Here is a 19,288-nt window from a genome sequence, read left to right on the forward strand (position 1 = left end):
TCGATGGAGGGCTGATGGTCGACTTCTCGCTCAGTGAGGAACAGCGGGCGATCCGCGAGACGACGCGGGAGTTCGTCCGCCGGGAGCTGATGCCGCTGGAGAACGAGGTGCTCAAGCGGGAGCGGGAGGGGTTGCCGGGGATCGAGCCGGACGTGGTCAAAGAGCTGCGGCTGAAGGCGAAGTCGTTCGGGTTCTGGGGGTTGAGCACGCCCGAGGAGTACGGCGGGATGGATCTGTCGGCGGTCGACCAGACCCTGATCACGAGCGAGCTCGGGCGTACTTTCGTGCCGTTCTCATTCGGCGGCGAGGCCGACAACATCCTCTTCGAGAGCAACGAGGAGCAGCGCAAGGAGTACCTGCTGCCGACGATCTCGGGTGAGCGCAAGTCGTGTTTCGCGATCACCGAGCCGGGCGCCGGCTCCGACACCCGGGCGATCCGGACCACTGCCCGCCGCGACGGCGACGACTGGGTGATCCGGGGTGAGAAGACCTTCATCACCGGCGGCAACGAAGCGGATTTCGCGATCGTCATCGCGGTCACCGATGGGGAGTTGGGGTCGAAGGGCGGGTTCACCGCCTTCCTCGTCGACCGGGACCGCGGCTGGACCTCCGACCCGATCGTCACCATGGGCCAGGCGGTGCCGGCGACCTTGAACTTCGACGACGTCCGGGTCCCTGCCGACCATGTACTCGGCGAGGTCGGTCAGGGGTACGAGCTGGCGATGCGGTGGATCATGAAGGGCCGATTCATCATCCCCGCGCGCGGTATCGGCGCGTGCGAACGCCTGCTCCAGTTGGCGATCGAGCACGCGACCACGCGGGAGACCTTCGGCAGCAAGATCGGCGACAACCAGGCGATCCAGTGGATGATCGCGGACTCCGAGGTCGAGCTGGAGGCGGCGCGCTGGCTCGTCTTCTACGCCGCGTGGTCCGTCGACCAGGGGCGCCCGCCGCAGCATGACAGCGCGATCGCCAAGCTGTACGGCACCAACACCGTCAACCGGGTCGCTGATCGGGTGCTGCAGATCCACGGCGGGATGGGGTACACGAAGGAGCTGCCGATCGAGCGCTGGTTCCGCGAGGTCCGGCTGTGGCGCATCTTCGAGGGGACCGACGAGATGCAGCGGCTGATCATCTCCCGCGACCTACTCCGCGGCTATCGCAAGCCGGGAGCCCACTTCAACTAGTCCTTCTCTACTGCGCGTCGCCTGGCTAGTGCTTCTCCTGCGGGGAAGGCGCCGGCCAGGGCGCGCAGGGTGGTGAGGGTCTCGGCCACTGGTTGTCCGGCGACTAGTTGGTCGATACCGGTGTGCAGCTTCTCCTCGACGGCGACGATGCGCTTGCTGAGCGCCTTCCCCTCGGTGGTGAGGCTCAGTGCTAGGTACCGCCGGTCGTCCGGGTCCGTGTCGCGTTGCACTAGGCCCTGCGCGACCAGGCGATCTACTAGGCGGCTGGGGCTGTTACCTGTCTCGCAGACGAGCAGGCCGCCGAGTGCGCTGAGGGTGAGGGGGCCGTGGTCACGTAGTACGCGCAGTACTTCGGCCTGCGACGGCGTGACTCCCAGCGGACGGAGGTCGGCGGCCAGCAGCCGGTTGCCCTCACGCTGGATCGCCAGGATCAAGTACCGCAGCTCTTCGGCATCCTTCATAGATGGACATCCTCTCGCTAGTGCAGGGCGAGGTGTGCGGCGGGATCGTGGGCGGCCAGGACGACCAGGTCGGGGAACAGTTCGCGCAACTGGTTGACCTTGGCGACTGCGCGATGCAATTCCGACCTGTTGCCGACTCCGGGGATCTCGCCGGCGGCGAGTAGGTCGGCGTCGTACGTGAGGTCGCCGACCATCAGCAGCGGCGGCGCGCCGGTACGTCGTACCAGCATCGAGAGCGAGCCTGGGGTGTGGCCGGGTGTCGGCAGCAGTACGAGACTGCCGTCCCCGAACAGGTCGTGTCCCTGGTCGAAGGGGCCGATCGGGTCGATGCCCTCGTGGTGGATGCGCTCCCACCTGAGGTCGGGGCGCTCGATGTGGCGTCGCAGGTAGCCGCGGGCGGCGGCGAGCGGACGGCGCATCGACCTCCACTCCTCGTCCGCGATGACGATTCTTGCCTTACTGAGGTTGGGGAGGCCGCCGATGTGGTCCTGGTGCAGATGTGAGAGCACCGCCGTGTGGACGTCGGCAATGTCGTACCCGGCTGCGGTCAGCAGGTTCGGGAGGGTCTGATCGGGGGCGATGTCGAAGGTCGCCAGTCGGTCGTAGACGAGGCCGGTGGGGCCGCCCGGGAAGTAGTGCGGGTCGGTGACGGAGGCACGGTCCTGGCCGGTGTCGAAGAGGACGAGCCCGTCTTCGTGCTCCACGACGTAGACGTTGATCGGACGCGGTTGGGTCCAGCTCTTCGAGGTCGCGAGCCAGACGTACATGTTCTTGTCCGTGGGGCCGACGTGTTCGGGCCGGATCCGGACGCTTCCGGTGCTGAGGGTGCTCACTTTGCTGATCATGATTAATACATTACACGACATGTATGTCGTGTCAACTAATCTACTGGGGTGAGACTTGGCGCATGTCTGAGCAGCCGGGGCGGTACGGGATCGTGGGGAGCGGGTGGAGGAGCGAGTTCTTCCTCCGGTTGGCGGAGGTGATGCCCTCGCGGTTCGCGGTGAGTGGGGTGGTCACGCGGACGGCCGAGCGTGGGCAGGCGGTTGAGGGGCGGTGGGGCGTACCGGCGTACCGGTCGGTGGATTCGTTGCTCGCGGCGGGGCGGCCGGACTTCGTTGTTGTCTCGGTGCCGTGGGAGGTCGCGCCGGTGGTGACCGCGGAGTTGGTTGCCGAGGGCATCCCGGTGCTGACCGAGACGCCGCCGGCTCCGTCGGTGGAGGGGCTGCGGGAGCTTTGGTCCGCTGTGGGCGGCAGCGGGCTGGTGCAGGTCGCCGAGCAGAATCCGTTCCTGCCTTCGCATGCGGCGCAGTTGGCCGTGATCCGGGGCGGTGCGCTCGGGGAGGTCGGATCTGTTCAGTTGTCGTCCACGCATCTGTACCACGCGGTCTCGGTGATTCGGATGCTGTTGGGGGTCGGGATGGCGCCGGCGACGGTCGAGGCGCGGGAGTTCGTGGCGCCGCTGGTCGATCCGATGACGCGTGAGGGGTGGACGGGTGTTGGGTCGGTACGTTCGGCCGTCACTACCTTGGCGACACTGGATTTCGGTGGTCGGGTCGGGCTGTATGACTTCACCGACAACCAGTGGCACAACCCCTTGCGTAGCAGCCGGATCGTGGTTCGTGGGAGTCATGGTGAGCTGGTCGACGATCGTTTGGTGCGGCTCGTCGATGCGGTGACGGCTGTCGAGTCGCGGCTGGTTCGGCGGCAGTCGGGGCTCGGCGGGAACCTGGAGGGGTTCGCGCTCGACCATCTGAGCCTCGACGGCTCGGTGGTTTACCGGAACCCGTTTCCCGGGGTTCGGCTGAGTGACGAGGAGATCGCGATCGGGTCGTTGCTGGCCGGTATGACGGCGTGGTGCCGGGGTGCGGGAGAGCCGCCGTACCCGCTCGATTCGGCTTGCCAGGACCACCTGATCGCGCTGGCGATCTCTTCGTCCGTTCTGTCCGGTGCGGCGGTGGAAACCGGTTCGGAGGTCTGGTCGTCGGCGGTGTGAGTTCCTTCTCAGTGCAGTTGCAGGTCACCAAGCGGTCATGGTCAACCTGACACCGGTACTGGCACAGTGTGTCCATGAAGGGTCTGATGCAGGATTCCCAGCTGTCCCTGGACACGATCTTCCGCCGGGCGGAGCAGTTCTTCCCGGACAAGACCGTCTATACCGGCGGCCCCGCACCTACCAGTACTACGTACGCCGAGTGGGCCGCGCGGACCAGACGGCTGGGCGGCGTCTTCGACACGCTCGGCATCAGCTCGGACGGCCGGGTCGGCACCTTCGCCTGGAACTCGGGCCGCCACCTCGAGCTGTACTTCGCTGCGCCCTGCACCGGGCGGGTGCTGCACACGCTCAACATCAGGCTCTTCCCGGACCAAGTCGTCTACATCGCGAACCATGCCGAGGACGAGGTGGTCTTTGTCGACCGGTCGTTGCTCGGGCTGTTCCTGCCGTTGCTCGACCGGCTGCCGCTGCTCCGCCACATCGTGGTGATGGACGATCTGCCGGCCGGCGCCCCGAGCGTCGAGCTGCCGGACGACGACCGCTTCCACGACTACGAGGAGCTACTCGCCGCCGCTGAGCCGGTCGAGTTCCACGTCGAGGACGAGAACCAGGCCGCCGCGATGTGTTACACCAGCGGGACGACTGGCAACCCCAAGGGCGTCGTCTACTCCCACCGGTCGACCTGGCTGCATTCGATCGGGGTGCTCACCAATGCCGCCATCGGACTGCACGAGACCGACGCCGTTCTGCCGGTGGTGCCGATGTTCCACGCCAACGCCTGGGGTCTCGCGCATGCGGCCCCGATGGCCGGCGCGAGCCTGGTCTTCCCCGGACCGGACATGTCACCGCAGGGCATCCTCAAGCTCCTGAAGGAGCAAGACGTTACGGTCGCCGCGGGTGTGCCGACCATCTGGCAAGGGCTGTTGCCGTTGCTGGACGGCGTGGAGCTGCCCAAGCTGCGGCGGATTCCGTGTGGTGGCTCGGCCGTGCCGCTCGCGCTGTCCGAGGCCTTCCGGGCGAAGTTGGGCAAGCCGATCCTGCAGGCCTGGGGCATGACCGAGACGAGCCCGGTCGCGACGGCGTCACACGTCCCGATGCGCGACCAAGAGCTGCCCGAGGAGGAGCAGGCCAAGCTCCGGGCTCGGCAAGGACTGCCGTTGCCGGGGGTCGAGGTCCGGATCGTCGAGCCCGGATCCATCACGCCGCTCCCCTGGAACGACGAGGCGACGGGTGAGCTGCAGGTCCGCGGGCCGTGGATCGCGGCGGAGTACTACCGGCCCGACGAAGGGGTCGAGCTCAACACCGAGGACGGCTGGATGAAGACGGGCGACGTCGCAGCCATCGACCAGTACGGCTCAGTGCGACTCGTCGACCGGACCAAGGACCTGGTGAAGTCCGGTGGCGAGTGGATCAGCTCGGTCGAGTTGGAGAACCTGCTGATGGCCCACCCGGCAATTCGGGAGGCGGCGGTCATCGGCGTACCGCATCCGAAGTGGGACGAGCGGCCGCTGGCGTGCGTAGTACTGCAAGAAGGAGCGACTGCGACCTCCGAGGAGATCCTCGCCTACTTGGAGCCTCTGGTTGCCAAGTGGTGGCTCCCCGATGCGGTCGAGTTCATCGACGAGGTCCCGAAGACCAGCGTCGGCAAGTTCTCCAAGAAAACCCTCAGAACCCGCTTCGCCGACTACCACCTCGAATGACACCAACGATCCGGTGGACCGGCCAGGGCTGCCTCACCGGTCTAGGAACTGGTGGCGAGTGCGAGGCGGGAGCTGCAGGTGGTGCGGGTGGTGTCGATCAACGCGGTGAGGGTCTCGGGGTCGGTGCTGTGGTTTGCGAGGAGGTCGTTGATCGAGTTCAGGCCGGCGTCTGAGAGCAGGCGCTTCTCGTTGGTTACCCACCGACCCTCGGCGGCCATCACCGCGTGGGCCGCCATCATGGTTGCCTGCGCCACTAGACCGAGGCATTGGGTGAGGCGCCCAGGTTGCGTGCAGTTGTTCTTGGCGTAGCCGAACAGCAGGTCGGCGCTGGCCCACCACCTCGCCGAGGCTCGCTCTCGGAGCAGGGGCGGGTAGGCGGGCCGGGGGAGTTCGCCATGAAGGACTTGCGCAAACGCCAGCTCCGCCGCGAGGAGATAGCTGGGGATGCCAGCCAGGTGGAACATCAACGGTTCGATCGTGAACTGCCCAACCTCGGCCTCTGCGATCACCCGCTCGACCACGTCGAGATCGCGGTAGTGGACGTCCACCTTCCGACTATCGATCTCGAGCCAAGCGCCCCCGTTGAAGACGCCGCCACCCCAGGCGCCCAGCTCGAAGACCTCACCGGCCCACCCGACATCCCTCAGCCGCTGCGGATCGAAGGAGTTCTGGTAGTAAATGCCCAGGTCCCAATCGCTGTCAGCCCGATGCGTCCCCTGCGCCCGCGAGCCACCGAGCGCAACTGCGGTCACCCCAGGCAGCTTCGCGAGCTCGGTCACGACCTGGGCGAGGAAATGCTCATCGGCCAGCATGAGCCGCATCCTCCCCGAATCGCCGGTCGTCTGCCAAAGGGTTTGGGCGTCGGTAGGGTGGCGGGAATGCGAGGGATCATCCTGGCCGGTGGCGACGGTACCCGGCTGCATCCGCTGACGATGGGGGTCAGCAAGCAGCTCTTGCCGGTGTACGACAAGCCGATGATCTACTACCCACTGTCGACGCTGATCCTGGCGAACATCCGTGAGGTCCTGGTGATCACCCGGCCCGGCGACGCCTCGCAGTTCCGGCGGTTGCTGGGAGATGGCTCGCAGTTCGGGATGGAGATCTCGTACGCCGAACAGCCGAGTCCCGACGGTCTGGCCCAGGCGTTCCTGATCGGTGAGTCGTTCATCGGCTCGGACCCGGTCGCGCTGGCGCTCGGCGACAACATCTTCTACGGGCCGGGACTCGGGTTGCACCTGCAGCGGTTCAACGAGGTCGACGGCGGGGTCATCTTCGCGTATCGGGTCGCGGACCCCTCGGCGTACGGGGTGGTCGAGTTCGACGCGGACGGGCGGGCGTTGAGCATCGAGGAGAAGCCGGTGCGGCCCAAGAGCAAGTACGCGGTACCGGGGCTGTACTTCTACTCCAGCGACGTGGTCGAGGTCGCCAAGGAGGTCAGGCCGTCAGCGCGTGGCGAGCTGGAGATCACCGCGGTCAACGCCAGTTACCTGCAGGACAAGCGGTTGCAGGTGGAGGTACTGCCGCGTGGTACTGCCTGGCTCGACACCGGGACGTTCGACGCGCTGATGTCGGCCGGGGAGTACGTCCGGGCGGTCGAGACGCGCCAAGGGCAGAAGATCAGCTGCCCGGAGGAGATCGCCTGGCGCCGCGGGTTCATCGACGACGCCGGGCTGCAACGCTGCGCCGACGCGCTACCCAAGTCCGGCTACGGGGACTACCTGCTCGGGCTGCTGGAGGAAGGTCTGCACTGAGCTGCCGGGCGAGGTCTGCACTGATCTGTACGCCGCCTGTGCACGGGGGAGAGTGGATTGTCGGCGCGCGGCGCTAGGGTTGCCGTCGTGGAAGCACCCCTTGCGTTGTACCGCCGGTATCGCCCGGAGACCTTCTCCGAGGTGATCGGGCAGGACCATGTCACCGTTCCGCTGCGGAACGCGCTGAGCAACAACCGGGTGAACCACGCCTATCTGTTCTCCGGTCCACGCGGCTGCGGCAAGACCACCAGCGCCCGGATCCTGGCCCGCGCGATCAACTGCGAGAAGGGCCCGATCGCCGAGCCGTGCGGGGTCTGCAAGTCCTGCACCGACCTGGCCCGCGGCGGCCCCGGCAGCATCGACGTGATCGAGATCGACGCTGCCTCGCACGGTGGTGTCGACGACGCGCGCGACCTGCGCGAGCGGGCCTTCTTCGCGCCGGTCGAGAGCCGCTACAAGATCTACATCATCGACGAGGCGCACATGGTCACCACGCAGGGCTTCAACGCCCTGCTGAAGCTGGTCGAGGAGCCGCCGCCGCACCTCAAGTTCATCTTCGCGACGACCGAGCCCGAGAAAGTCATCGGCACGATCCGGTCCCGCACGCACCACTACCCCTTCCGGCTGGTACCACCGAAGGCGCTCGCCGAGTACATGGCGACCCTGTGTGATGCCGAGGGCGTCACGATCGAGCCGGCCGCGCTGCCGTTGGTGGTCCGCGCGGGTGCGGGGTCGGTGCGTGACTCGCTGAGCGTGCTCGACCAGCTGATCGGTGGGGCGAACGCTGATGGCGTGACGTATCGACTGGCCGTGCAGCTGCTCGGCTTCACGCCGGACTCGTTGCTGGACGCTTGCGTGGATGGGTTCGCGGCGCATGACAGCAAGGCCGTCTTCGAGACGATCGAGAAGGTCATCGAGACCGGGCAGGACCCGAAGCGGTTCGCCGAGGATCTGTTGCGGCGGTTGCGCGACCTGGTGATCCTGTCGGCGGTACCGAACGCTGTCACGTCCGGGCTGATCGAAGCGGCCGAGGACCAGGGCGAGCGGCTGCAGACCCAGGCGGCGGGCATCGGCGCGGCCGAGCTGACCCGCGCGGCGGACATCGTCGCAGCCGGCCTGCTGGAGATGCGCGGCGCGACGGCTCCCCGCCTCCAGCTGGAACTGATCTGCGCCAAGGTCCTCCTCCCCGGCGCCGACGACTCCACCAACGGCATCCAAGCCCGCCTGGACCGAATGGAACGCCGCCTAACCATCACCGGCGGCTCCATCCCAGCCGGCACTCCGGCCGCCTTCGCGGCAGCACCCACCCAGCAGCCCCAACATCAGCCGCCCGCTCCGTCCCACACCGCCGCTCCGCAGGCAGCTCCCACCGGAAACCAGCCTCCGCAAGCAGCTCCGGCAGGAAGCCAGAGCTCGCCTTCGCAGGCTGCTCCAGGTGGCGGCCAGCCAGCCGCCTCGGATCACGCGACGAGCGCGCCGGGTGCTGCCGCGTCGCAGCAGACTCCGACACCTGGCTCGCCGCAGACTGGCGCAGGCAACGGGCCGCAGGCTCAGGAGCAAGTGGGTGCTGGCCAGGGTCAGCCGTCGTCGGCACACGCAGGCTCGTCCACGACGTCCCCGGAGTCCGGCGCACCGGCGGCAGGGCAGGGCGGTTCAGGGTCGGCGCAAGCCAGCAGTCCGTCAGGGGCGGCGCAGGCCGGCGCTTCGGTGCCGGTTGGGAACAGCGGGTCGCGTTCCGGTGCGTGGGGAGCTGAGCCCGCAGCGGGCTCGACGCAAGGCGGGTCTTCGCAGGCTGCCTCAGGTGCTGCGTCCGGCGGCGGAGACGGGACCGCGGCCGGCGGGGCAGCAGGTGCCGCGGGCGGTGGAACGACTGCGGGTTCGGGATCTGCCAATGCGCCTGCGCAGGGGGCTCCCGCTCAGGGCGCGCCCGGCCGCGGGCCCGCGGCCGGGACGTCTTCGGGGTCTGTTGGGTTGATTGATGTTCGGCGGTTGTGGCCGGAGATTCTTGAGGCGGTGAAGGCTAAGCGGCGGTTCGCGTGGATCATGCTGAGCCAGAACGCGCAGGTCATCGCGATCGACGAGCAGACCCTCACGCTCGGGCTGGTGAACGCCGGTGCTCGCGAGAGCTTCGCGCGCTCCGGCAGCGACGAGATCCTGCAGCAGGCGATGATCGACACGATCGGCCTCAACCGCCGCATCGAAGCTGTGGTCGACCCCTCCAGCGACCCAGGCGCAACCCCGCCTGCAGCCCCACCCCCCAGCTCGCCGCCCCCGTCGTCCTGGGATGCCGGCAACTCGGCCCCCGGTACTACGAACGCGCCCACCGCAGGACCGGGCGCTGGTGCCGCGCAGCAGCCTCCGGGCGCAGGCGCTGGTGCAGCGCCGCAAGCTCCGGGCAGTGGCCCTTCGAGCAGCATGCAAGGCCCAGGCACCCACGGGTCGGCACCCGGAACAGGTACGCCGGGTTCGGTCGCCCAAGCAGCAGGCGCTCCAGGTGCTGGTGTCCCGGGAGCAGGAGCTTCCGGTTCGGGCACTCAGGGACCGGGCGCTCCGGGGTCGGGTGCTCTGGCTGGTGATGGTGGGGCCGGTGCTGGCCACGGGCCGGATGCGGCCGGTGCAGCAGGTGGTGGCAACGGCTCGGCGGGAGCGGCCGGGGGGAGCGCTCCGGTGGGTACCGCTGGCGGGAGCACCCCGGTGGGAATGGCTGGGGGTAACGCATCCGCGGGCGTGGTTGGTGTGAACGCTGGCGCCGTGGGTGGGGACGGTTCGGCGGGTGCGGTGGCTACCGCGTTGCGTGAGCCAGAGGCATTGTCGGGTGGGCCGGCTGTCGGCGTACAGGCTGGTGGGGGACCGGCGGTTGCAGTGCAGGAAGCACCGGCGGCCGACCACAGCGGGTTGCAACCGGGGCAGCAGGCTGGAGGGCCGCCGGCGCCGGCGGCTAGTCCTGAGCCGGTTCAGGACCGGCGGGAGCAGGCGGCTAGTAAGCGGCGGGCGGCTGAGGCTGCTGTGGCGGCTGAGCAGAGTCGGCGGGCTGCCGAAGTACAGGTTCAGGAGGCGCCCCTCACGCCTGAGGAGGAGGCCGAAGCGGTCGGCGAGGACGACATCGTCCTTGAAGAAGACTCTCGCAGCCATACCAACCTGCTGGCAGAGACCCTCGGCGCGCAGATCATCAGCGAAGAATCCAACTAGCCGACCCGTTCCCCGCGGACGCCTGCCCGCCGGCGGGAAGGGGTGCGAAGTGAACTCTTTTCGAATTCACAGGTTGGGTGTTGTTCATCCACAGCGGGCGGGACAGTGGGCAGGCTCTGGCGGGCCAGTCGTCCACAGCCTGTGGATAAAGGTGTCCACAACTTGTGGAGAAGGCTTGGGAGACTCATCGGTTTCCACCGGAGCGCGGGGTTGTCGGGGCGACCGGCTAGGCTCGGGGAGCAAGTGGAACTGGGAAGCAGTTCGGACGGGAGATCGCGGTGTTCGACGGTGGCGGTTCGCAGGGCGCTGGTGGCTTCGACATGTCCAACCTGCTGGCCCAGGCGCAAGCCATGCAGAGCCAGTTGATGGAGGCTCAGGCCAACCTGGAGAGCCAGGAGGTCGAGGGCAGTGCCGGCGGTGGGCTGGTGACCGCGCTCGTCTCCGGTACCGGTGAGCTGCTCAGCCTGACCATCAACCCGCAGGCCGTGGACCCCGATGACACCGAGACGCTGGCCGACCTGGTCGTTGCCGCCGTCCGGGACGCCTCGGAGAACGCCAAGCAGGTCGCGGCCAACGCGATGGGCCCGCTGGCCGGTGGCCTCGGCGGCGGTATGCCCGGCCTCGACGGCATGTTCGGCGGCGCGGATGACGACGACACGTCCGCCGCCGACGTTCCCGGCGTACAGGACCGGCCGAGCATCGGCTTCGGCAAGCCAGACGCGACCGGTTCGCCCGGTCAGAACCCGGGCTGACGTGTACGAGGGGGTCGTCCAGGACCTCATCGACGAGCTCGGCCGGCTCCCCGGCGTCGGTCCGAAGTCCGCCCAGCGGATCGCTTTCCACCTGCTCTCCACCGACGAGACCGACGTCCGCCGGCTGGCGCACGTGCTCGTGCAGGTGAAGGAGAAGGTCAAGTTCTGTGAGATCTGCGGCAACGTCTCGGAGGAGACGCAGTGCCGGATCTGCCGCGACCCGCGTCGCGACCTCGCGCTGATCTGCGTGGTCGAGGAGGCCAAGGACGTCGTGGCGATCGAGCGGACCCGCGAGTTCCGCGGCCGCTATCACGTCCTCGGCGGCGCGATCTCGCCGATCGAGGGGATCGGGCCGGACGAGCTGCGGATCAGGGAACTGATGCAGCGGCTCGCCAGCGGAGAGGTGACCGAGATCATTCTGGCCACCGATCCGAACCTCGAGGGTGAGGCGACAGCCACCTATCTGAGCCGGTTGCTCCGGCCCATGGGGTTGCGCGTCACTCGTTTGGCTAGTGGACTTCCAGTAGGCGGTGACCTCGAGTACGCCGACGAGGTCACACTCGGACGGGCGTTTGAAGGGCGACGATCGATCGATGACTGAATCAACCGATATTGCAGAGCGCGCTTTGGCCACGGATTCCGAGGACCTGCTGGAATTCGCCGAACAGATCGCGGACCAGGTGCAGAGCTTCCTCATCTCGGTGCGCGACATCGCCGCGCAGCCCGATGAGGACGGCGTCGACGAGGGTCTCGCCTCGCTGCCGTACCTGCTGCTCGAGGTCAGCCAGCTGCTGCTGGCCGGCGGGCGGCTGGGTGCCTTCGAGGACTTCGTCCCGGAGGAGCGGTTCGAGAGCGACGCGGGTCCGGATCCGGACCTCGATGCGATGCGCGACCGGCTGGCGATCCTGTTCGAGGGCCTCGACGAGTACGCCGAGGTCTTCGACCCGTACGCCGCTCCGCCGGAGATCACCGTCAACCGGCTCTCCGACGACCTGACCGCGATCGCGACCGACCTGGTGCACGGACTCGCGCACTACGAAGAGGGCCGGGTCGTCGAGGCGCTCTGGTGGTGGCAGTTCTCCTACGTCTCCACCTGGGGCGCGGCCGCGAGCGCAGTACTGCGCGCCATCCAATCGCTCATCGCGCACGACCGGCTCGAGCCGGCCCACGACCCGGAGACCGAGGCAACGGATCGCGAGCTCGTCGAGGTCGCCGAGGAAGCAGTCCAGCGCCGCTGACTTTCAGGTACGCCGGTTCGCTGCGACAACGAGGATCGAGCGAACCGCGACCCAGCCGATCCACAGGGTCACTAGTGCGAGGATCGCGATGATCCACGCGTCGCGCCCAGCTGGCTGCGTTGCTGTCAGCCAGTGGATGCCGTAGGTGCCGGCTGCGGCCGTGGTGAAGGTCATGGTCCAGAAGGTCAGGCTGAACGGGAGTTTCGCCACCGTGGGGATCAGGGCGACCTGGACCAGCAGGAACAAGATGAAGGTGCCCAGCCAGGCGTGCTGGAAGACGTCCGGTCGTCCCGTCAGCGCGAAGTACGCGTTGCCGCCGACGGCTGGTGGCGCGGCGTAGATCGCGAACGTCGGGATCAGTGCCTCAGGCAACAATGGCCGCGTTGCGAGCCGGACCGTGATCGCGGCTCCGACTACCAGCCAGAGCAGCACGCCGACCCCGAAGGACGCGAAACCGAGTTCAGGCAGGCCGACCGTCGCCAGCGTCTGGGCGCCGATGAAGGTGATCGCGACCGTCGGCAGCAGGTACGCCGGGTGGAGCTGATCGAGTTCCAGCCCGCCCAGCATCAGCCGGTGCACGAAGTACGCGGCCAGTACTGCTGTCAGCACCGCCATGATCACCACGACCGTCTTGCCGGTCGTCGACGCGTACTGGCTCAGCCGCGCGCCGAGCAGCAGCCCGCTCGCCGGGATCAGCCCGACGAACACGCCCTGCACCGGGTGGTGGACATCGGCCAGCACCTGACGCACAGTACGAGCGCCGAGGCCGTACCTGACCAGGCTGATCAACCAGATGCCTGCGGCAATGATCCACAGCGCGTTGGCGATGCCAGCCGTGAAGTGCAGAGCGTCTGCCGCGACGGTCCAGGTACCGGCCAGACCGGACAGACCGAACGCGATCCCGAACAGCGGAAAGGGAAATGCTTTACCAGCGACCATGAACTGTGCAGCCTCCGGATTCCAGCGGGTATTCCGGACGGACTAGTGGGTAGTTCCTACCAGCTCGAAGGCTGTCGCTCTCACCGTACAGCGACCTGTACCAGCGCCCGCTTCCGTCGATTGACTGTCATGAAGACGATCGAGCGCATTGCGATCCAGCCGATCAGCAAGGTGACGGCGGCCAGGATCACGACCGTCCACGCGCCGCCCACCGCGCCCCCCGACATGGTCAGCCAGTGGATTCCGCACGGCCGGACAGAGCGAACCAGGCGTTACCGCCGACGGCCGGCGGTGCGGCGAAGATCGCGGGCGTCGGAACGAGCGCCGTAGGCAACGAAGGCGGGCGGGCGTGGATATTCCCGCTCGGCGCAGGTTGTCCACAGGGCGCCGCGGCCGGCCTCGCGACGGGGCCCGCGAACCGGTTGAATGTCCGCGTGTCTGTTTATGAATTGATCCGCCGGTTGCCCGACGTCGACAAGGTTCGCCGGACCAGTCGCGCCCTGGCCATGCTCGATGCCGTGCTCAGCCCGGAGCCGGAGTACCGGATCTACTCGTTCGACGCGCAGTGGTCGCCGACCGACGAGGCGGCGCTGATGAAGAGCGGCACGGGCGACAGCTACTCGATCGTCTTCTCGCCCGACGGCGTCATCGCCCAAGGGTTTGACCACGAGTCGCCGATCTCACCCTGGGGTCGCCGGACCAGCGAGACGTGGCCCGGCCTCTTCATCGGGGTGCCCGACGTGCTCGCGCCAGCCCTGGACGAGCCCGCGCTCACCAACGACCAGGGCGATCGCGAGGTGACCGTCTGCTTCTGGCGCACGCCGGCGGACGACGGCTGGCAATGCGGACCGGTCGAAGGGGTGGAGAAGGACGGCGCCGACTGGCTGTTCGACCTGCTCGCCGACGGCCGGCCGGAGGCGTACCTGACCTTCGCCGAGAAGTACTACGAAGTCGCCCTGGAACTCGGCGCGATCCAGCATGTCTACGCGCTGATGCCACTGACCGAGGAGATCGTCACCGCGCTCAACCCCGAGGTCTTGCTGAAGGATCTCAAGGACGACATCACCGAGATCGGCTACCCCCGCCCCTGACCGTCCGCCGGGCCGGCGAGTGTCCAGACCGAAAGAGCTGCCACGCCAAGGAAGGCGGCGGCTCCGAGGCTTGCGACGGTGAAGCCGTGGACGGTTGCCAGCGGGCCGGATCCGGGATGCACGGCGAGGTAGTCCGCAGCCGCTGTGCCGGCGATCGTGCTGAGGAGTGCGGTGCCCATGGAGGCGCCGATCTGTTGTGACGTCATCACCATGGCACCGGCGACGGCGGTGTCCTGACCGGCGCCGAGGGTTGCGGTGCTGTTGGCCGTCACCAGGACGAAGCCGGTGCCGAGGCCGACCAGCAGGAACACCGGGAGCGCCTGCAGGAAGTAGTTGCTGTCAACGCGTAGCAGGCCGAGCAGGACCAGCCCCGCCGCGACGATCAACATGCCCGGGACCAGCAACCACCGCACCGCGACACGGGCGATCAGCGGGCTCACCAGCCGAACGCCGATCATCAGCCCGGCAGTCAATGGAAGGAAGCCGAACCCGGCCTTGATCGGCGAGTAGCCGAGAACGTCCTGCAGGTAGAAGGTCAGGAAGAACAATGCCGCGAACATCCCCGCAGCCAAGCTGAGCACCGCCAGATAGCAGGCGGCTCGGCGGCGGTTGAGCACGACCCGCAAAGGCAGCAGCGGAGCGGCGACCCGACTCTGCGTCCACATGAACGCGGTCAAGGCAACCACACCGAACGCCAGGAATCCGATCGTCGTCACCGTGCCCCAGCCATCGGTCTCGGCCTGGGCGAACCCGGCGACCAGCGCCATCAACCCAGAGGTCGCGAGCAGGGCTCCCACCAGATCAATCCGTACGCCGCTCGCGCGCGGGCTCGGCCGTACCGCGTACAGCACGCCGGCCGCCGCAGCGACCGCGATCGGAAGGTTGACGTACATGCACCAGCGCCAGTCGAGGTAGTCGGTGAGGATCCCACCGAGCACCACGCCGAGTCCGGACGAGCTCCCCAGTGCCGTGCCATAGATTCCGAAGGCCTTGCCGCGCTCGGCCGGCAGCGGAAAGGCGATGGCCAGCGTCGCGAGTACCGACGGAGTGAGCAGGGCCGCGAAAACCCCTTGCAGGGCGCGCGATCCGAGCAGCATCGCGGGATCGATCGCGGCGCCACCGAGTGCGGAGGCGAAGGCGAAACCAGCCAGGCCGATCAGCAGACTGCGCCGACGGCCGAGGAGATTCGACAGCCTGCCGCCCAGGAGCAGCAGGCTGCCGTAGGCGAGTGCGAAGGCCGTGATCACCCATTGCCGTTGGGGCCCGGACAGGCCGAGGTCGAGCTGCACGGACGGCAGCGCGATGTTCATCACCGTCAGATCGAGACCGATCATCAGCTGGGCCGTCGTCACGGCGGCGAGGGCCCACCAGCGGCGGTGGTCGACGGTCGTACCGGCCGCGGGCCGGGTGGGGCGGACGGTCATCGGGCGGACCGGAGGCTCATGATTCTCCTTATGTGAACAGCTGTAGTGCTACGACTGTAGCGTGACATCCGTAGCACTACAATCGAGCTCATGAAGCCGACGACGCCGCGCGACCGGAATCCGCGCGGACAGGGGGAGCGGCTGCGCGAGCAGATCGTCGACGCCGCCGTTCGGATGCTCGACGAGTTGGGCGACGACCAGCCGCTGTCGATGCGAGCCGTGGCCCGCGAGATCGGGGTCGCGGCGACCTCGGTCTACCTCCACTTCGCCGACCGCGACCAGCTCGTGTACGTGGCTCTGAAGCAGGCGCATCACGACCTCGTCGAGTCCGTTCAGCACGTCGGCGGCGCCGATCCGGTGGCCGAGTTGCGGGCGCGGATCCGGGTGCTCGCGCGCTGGTCCGGCGAGCATCCCGGTCTCTACAAGGTGCTGAACGAGAGCTCGCTGAACCAGCGGGCGGACATGTCGTTCAAGCTCGTCGTCCGCGAGCAGACCGTCGAGATCGTCCAGCGCTGTATGGACGCGGGCCTGGTTCCGCGCGATGACGCCGCGGCCGTCGCCTTCGATCTCCGCGCGGCCGTGCATGGCACGGTGTCGATGCGACTCAACGAGCCGGATCTTCCCTGGCCGCCGCTCGACGATCAGATCGACCGTTACCTGGTGAAGCTCGTCGGGGTCAGTCCGGCAGCATTGGGACGGTGAGGCCCTGGTCGCGGCCGAGTTGGTTGCCGCGGGTGACCGCGTTGCTGCCGAACCGATCGCGGACCCCGTCGAGGGCCGAGTCGAGCTCGTCGTTCGCGGCCTTGTCGAAGGGCAGCGCCAGTTGCAGGCTGGCCTCGTTCTCCAGGTTGCCGACCGAGATGCCGACCATGGTGATGCCCTGCTTCTCGATGATCGGCCGGGCCGTCGCCATCAGCGAGCGCGCGGTGATCAGGATCGCCCGCGTCTGACCAGTTGCCTGAGGCAACGTATGTGAGCGGGTCGCCCGGGTGAAGTTGTCGAACCGCAGCCGCAGGGTGACGGTCCGCCCGGCCCGTCCCGCCGATCGCATCCGGCGAGTGACCCGATCCACCAGCCCGGCCAGTACCGCGTCCAGGGTCTCCGCCGACTTGGGTGAACGTCCGAGGGCGCGCTGTGACCCGATCGACCGCCGTCGCCGGCCGACCTCGATCGGCCGCGGATCCCGGTTGTGCGCGAGCGCGTGCAGGTGCCGTCCCGAGGCTCGCCCGAGCATCGCGACCAGTGCCGCCTCGGGCAACATCGCGACATCGCCGACCTTTGTCAGCCCGCGGTTTCGCAGCTTCTCGGCGGTCACCTCGCCGACGCCCCAGAGCCGCTCGACCGCCAGCGGATGCAGAAACTCAAGCTCCCGATCGGGCGGCACCAGCAGCAATCCGTCCGGCTTGGCGACCCCGCTGGCCACCTTCGCCAGGAATTTCGTCCGCGCGACCCCGACGGTGATCGGCAACCCGACCTGAGCCAGTACTTCGGAACGCAGCCGGCGGGCGATCTCCATCGGCGTACCGGCGATCTTGCGGAGGCCGCCGACGTCCAGGAACGCCTCGTCGATCGACAGCCCCTCGACCAGCGGGGTGGTGTTCTCGAAGACGGCGAAGACCGCCTTCGACGCTTCGGAGTACGCCGACATCCGCGGCTGCACCACGATCGCTTGGGGGCAACGGCGGTACGCCTGGCCACCGTTCATCGCCGTACGGACTCCGTAGGCCTTCGCCTCGTAGCTGCAGGCGAGCACGACGCCGGCGCCGACGATCACCGGACGGCCGCGCAGGCGTGGGTCGTCCCGCTGCTCGACCGACGCGTAGAAGGCGTCCAGGTCGGCATGCAGGATGGTCGCTTCGCCGTCGGGCACGAACATATGTTCGCATACTCTCTAGGTGTCCGAGTAGCCGTGAATAGGGAGAAATCCTGAGGCGGAGTGTCGGTGCGACAGGACAGAATTCGGCTTATGGACCTGTCGGCATATCGCGACCTGTGGCGGACCCGAGGCGTTTTCGCGCTGCTGGCCTCGGCGATCTTCGCCCGGCTGCCGGTGATCGCCTCGATGGTGCCGGTCTCGTTCCTGGCCAAGGACGCGGCCGGCAACTTCGGCTGGGCCGGGATCGTGGCTGGCGCGTACTCGGTCGGTATGGCCCTCGGTGGGCCGGTCTGGGCGCGGCTGGCCGACCGCCGCGGGGCCAGGACGGTCGTGATCACCGTTGGGGTGGCCTGGGGTGTGGTGATGGCGGTGCTCGCGCTGCTGCCGTCCGAGTGGTACCGGCTGATGCCAGTGGTCTCCGGTATCGCCGGGATCCTGGTCGCGCCGGTCACTGCGATCCAGCGGGCCGCCTGGGTACGCATCGTCCAGGGGCCGCGCCTGCGGGCGGTCTATGCGCTGGATGCGACGGCGGCGGAGGTGCTGTTCGCGATCGCGCCGATGATCGGGGCACTGGTGGTCAGCTTCGCCAGCCCGCGGGCCGGCGTACTGGGTGCTGCGGTGGCGGCGGCCATCACGGTGTGGTGGTTCGGGATGCTCCAGCCTTCGTCGGCTCAGCACGTCCCGGCGAAGGGTGCGCGGTTGACGGCTCCGCAGCTGCTCTGGCATCGGTACAGGCTGCCGATGATCCTGTCTTTCGCCTTCTGTGTAACGGCTTTCGCGTCGGTCTCGCTCGGCATCGTCGCGTTTGCGGACGCGCACGGCAATCGGCTGATCGCCGGTGTCCTGGAGACGGTATGGGCGATCGGCAGCCTCGCTGGCGGCGTACTGGTCGGCGCTCTGCCCGCTCGGCGGCGGTCCTACGTCTGGCGCCGGGCAGTGCTCGTCTCGGCCGGCATGCTCCTCTGCGTCTTCGCCACCTGGTCGCCCGTCTCGCTCGGGATCGCCTTGTTCCTCTCCGGACTAGCACTGGCACCCACTGTCGGCGCCCTGTACGAGCGGCTCGGCGCGATGACGCCCGACTCAGTCAAGACCGAGGTCTTCGGCTGGATGGGCAGCGCCGGCATGGCAGGCGGCGCCGTCGGCTCCGCGGTCGCAGGCCTGGTCGTAGAAGCCTTCGGCGTCCGCTACGTCTGGGTCATGGCCGCCCTACTCACCCTCGCCGCAGCAATCTCCCTCCTACACATCCCGCCCCACCAACCCACCGACCCCGAAGCCCCCGCGGACCTCCAGCCCCTGGTTCAAGAGGCCGTGTAGTAGGTCAGGTCTTGCGGCGGCCGCGGTGGAGTTCGGTTTCTAGGGCGTCTAGGCGGTTGGTCCAGAATTGGCGGTAGCGGTTTAGCCAGGTGTCGATTTCCTGGAGGGGGGCCGGGTTGACGGCGTAGAGGCGGCGGGTGCCGGCGATGGTGACGGTGGCGAAGCCGTTGTCGCGGAGGACGCGGAGGTGCTGGGAGACGGCGGGTTGGCTGATGCCGAATTCGTCGCCGATCGTCGACGCGATCTGGCCGGCCGGGAGTTCACCGTCGGCGAGGAGTTCCAGGATCCGGCGGCGGACCGGATCGCCGAGGATGTCGAAGGCGTGCATACCCAGACTATTTCAGCCAGCACTTATATAAGCAACTGGTCC

18 protein-coding genes and 1 pseudogene are annotated in these 19,288 nt (G+C 68.1%); 11 read left to right on the forward strand and 8 right to left on the reverse strand.

Annotated elements, in window-relative coordinates; translation table 11 throughout:
• Positions 1 to 14 precede the first annotated feature (14 nt).
• Positions 15 to 1,187: an acyl-CoA dehydrogenase family protein gene (locus tag OHA70_RS14010; RefSeq protein WP_328332456.1), complete on the forward strand. Its 1,173-nt coding sequence runs from the start codon at positions 15 to 17 to the stop codon at positions 1,185 to 1,187.
• Here the strand turns inward: OHA70_RS14010 and OHA70_RS14015 are convergent.
• Together OHA70_RS14015 and OHA70_RS14020 are read right to left on the reverse strand one after the other, a co-directional pair.
• Positions 1,184 to 1,648, reverse strand: a complete 465-nt coding sequence (locus OHA70_RS14015; RefSeq protein ID WP_328332458.1) for a MarR family winged helix-turn-helix transcriptional regulator — start codon at positions 1,646 to 1,648, stop codon at positions 1,184 to 1,186. The two genes, OHA70_RS14010 and OHA70_RS14015, sit on opposite strands and share 4 nt — an antisense overlap.
• 17 nt (positions 1,649 to 1,665) lie before the next feature.
• Positions 1,666 to 2,493: an N-acyl homoserine lactonase family protein gene (locus tag OHA70_RS14020; RefSeq protein WP_328332459.1), complete on the reverse strand. Its 828-nt coding sequence runs from the start codon at positions 2,491 to 2,493 to the stop codon at positions 1,666 to 1,668.
• Positions 2,494 to 2,555: 62 nt separating this feature from the next.
• Between OHA70_RS14020 and OHA70_RS14025 the strand changes: the two genes are divergently transcribed.
• On the forward strand, positions 2,556 to 3,644 hold the full coding sequence (locus OHA70_RS14025) for a Gfo/Idh/MocA family protein (RefSeq protein ID WP_328332461.1): 1,089 nt from the start codon (positions 2,556 to 2,558) through the stop codon (positions 3,642 to 3,644).
• Positions 3,645 to 3,718: 74 nt separating this feature from the next.
• On the forward strand, positions 3,719 to 5,344 hold the full coding sequence (locus OHA70_RS14030) for a long-chain fatty acid--CoA ligase (protein WP_328332463.1): 1,626 nt from the start codon (positions 3,719 to 3,721) through the stop codon (positions 5,342 to 5,344).
• Between the two features lie 41 nt (positions 5,345 to 5,385).
• Here OHA70_RS14030 and OHA70_RS14035 read toward each other — a convergent pair whose 3' ends face one another.
• A complete protein-coding gene (locus tag OHA70_RS14035; RefSeq protein ID WP_328332465.1) occupies positions 5,386 to 6,156 on the reverse strand; it encodes a nucleotidyltransferase family protein in 771 nt (256 codons plus the stop codon).
• A gap of 66 nt (positions 6,157 to 6,222) precedes the next feature.
• Here OHA70_RS14035 and rfbA point away from each other — a divergent pair, with 66 nt between their 5' ends.
• The 5 genes and pseudogenes from rfbA to OHA70_RS14060 all read left to right on the forward strand — a co-directional run bounded on the left by rfbA (position 6,223) and on the right by OHA70_RS14060 (position 12,274).
• Positions 6,223 to 7,095: a glucose-1-phosphate thymidylyltransferase RfbA gene (rfbA, locus tag OHA70_RS14040; protein ID WP_328332467.1), complete on the forward strand. Its 873-nt coding sequence runs from the start codon at positions 6,223 to 6,225 to the stop codon at positions 7,093 to 7,095.
• 36 nt (positions 7,096 to 7,131) lie between these two features.
• Positions 7,132 to 8,739, forward strand: a pseudogene (locus OHA70_RS14045) (DNA polymerase III subunit gamma and tau); the annotation flags it as partial.
• A gap of 1,823 nt (positions 8,740 to 10,562) precedes the next feature.
• Positions 10,563 to 11,036 carry a YbaB/EbfC family nucleoid-associated protein gene (locus OHA70_RS14050; protein WP_328332469.1) on the forward strand — a complete coding sequence of 158 codons (474 nt, stop codon included), beginning with the start codon at positions 10,563 to 10,565 and terminating at the stop codon, positions 11,034 to 11,036.
• Between the two features lies 1 nt (position 11,037).
• Positions 11,038 to 11,637, forward strand: a complete 600-nt coding sequence (gene recR, locus OHA70_RS14055) for a recombination mediator RecR (protein WP_328332471.1) — start codon at positions 11,038 to 11,040, stop codon at positions 11,635 to 11,637.
• A complete protein-coding gene (locus OHA70_RS14060; RefSeq protein WP_328332473.1) occupies positions 11,630 to 12,274 on the forward strand; it encodes a DUF5063 domain-containing protein in 645 nt (214 codons plus the stop codon). Before recR ends, OHA70_RS14060 begins: the two co-directional genes overlap by 8 nt.
• Before the next feature lie 3 nt (positions 12,275 to 12,277).
• Here the strand turns inward: OHA70_RS14060 and OHA70_RS14065 are convergent, their stop codons facing one another.
• Positions 12,278 to 13,213, reverse strand: coding sequence for a hypothetical protein (locus OHA70_RS14065; RefSeq protein ID WP_328332475.1), 936 nt, complete (start codon positions 13,211 to 13,213; stop codon positions 12,278 to 12,280).
• Positions 13,214 to 13,293: 80 nt separating this feature from the next.
• Positions 13,294 to 13,440, reverse strand: coding sequence for a hypothetical protein (locus OHA70_RS14070; RefSeq protein WP_328332477.1), 147 nt, complete (start codon positions 13,438 to 13,440; stop codon positions 13,294 to 13,296).
• Between the two features lie 207 nt (positions 13,441 to 13,647).
• Here OHA70_RS14070 and OHA70_RS14075 point away from each other — a divergent pair, with 207 nt between their 5' ends.
• Positions 13,648 to 14,304 (forward strand): hypothetical protein, encoded by a 657-nt coding sequence (locus OHA70_RS14075; RefSeq protein ID WP_328332479.1) that lies wholly within the window; start codon positions 13,648 to 13,650, stop codon positions 14,302 to 14,304.
• Here the strand turns inward: OHA70_RS14075 and OHA70_RS14080 are convergent.
• The gene (locus OHA70_RS14080) at positions 14,289 to 15,728 is read right to left on the reverse strand and encodes an MFS transporter (protein ID WP_328332481.1); all 1,440 of its coding nucleotides are present in this window, start codon (positions 15,726 to 15,728) and stop codon (positions 14,289 to 14,291) included. The genes OHA70_RS14075 and OHA70_RS14080 overlap by 16 nt on opposite strands.
• A 90-nt stretch (positions 15,729 to 15,818) precedes the next feature.
• Here OHA70_RS14080 and OHA70_RS14085 point away from each other — a divergent pair, with 90 nt between their 5' ends.
• Positions 15,819 to 16,430 (forward strand): TetR/AcrR family transcriptional regulator, encoded by a 612-nt coding sequence (locus OHA70_RS14085; RefSeq protein ID WP_328332483.1) that lies wholly within the window; start codon positions 15,819 to 15,821, stop codon positions 16,428 to 16,430.
• Here OHA70_RS14085 and dinB read toward each other — a convergent pair.
• A complete protein-coding gene (gene dinB / locus OHA70_RS14090) occupies positions 16,405 to 17,604 on the reverse strand; it encodes a DNA polymerase IV (protein WP_328332485.1) in 1,200 nt (399 codons plus the stop codon). The two genes, OHA70_RS14085 and dinB, sit on opposite strands and share 26 nt — an antisense overlap.
• Positions 17,605 to 17,694: 90 nt before the next feature.
• Between dinB and OHA70_RS14095 the strand changes: the two genes are divergently transcribed.
• On the forward strand, positions 17,695 to 18,918 hold the full coding sequence (locus OHA70_RS14095) for an MFS transporter (protein WP_328332487.1): 1,224 nt from the start codon (positions 17,695 to 17,697) through the stop codon (positions 18,916 to 18,918).
• A 4-nt stretch (positions 18,919 to 18,922) separates the two neighbouring features.
• On the opposite strand, the gene OHA70_RS14100 is transcribed toward OHA70_RS14095, so the two are convergent.
• Positions 18,923 to 19,246: an ArsR/SmtB family transcription factor gene (locus tag OHA70_RS14100; RefSeq protein WP_328332489.1), complete on the reverse strand. Its 324-nt coding sequence runs from the start codon at positions 19,244 to 19,246 to the stop codon at positions 18,923 to 18,925.
• Positions 19,247 to 19,288: the final 42 nt, after the last annotated feature.

This window comes from Kribbella sp. NBC_00382, assembly GCF_036067295.1.
GTDB lineage: Bacteria > Actinomycetota > Actinomycetes > Propionibacteriales > Kribbellaceae > Kribbella.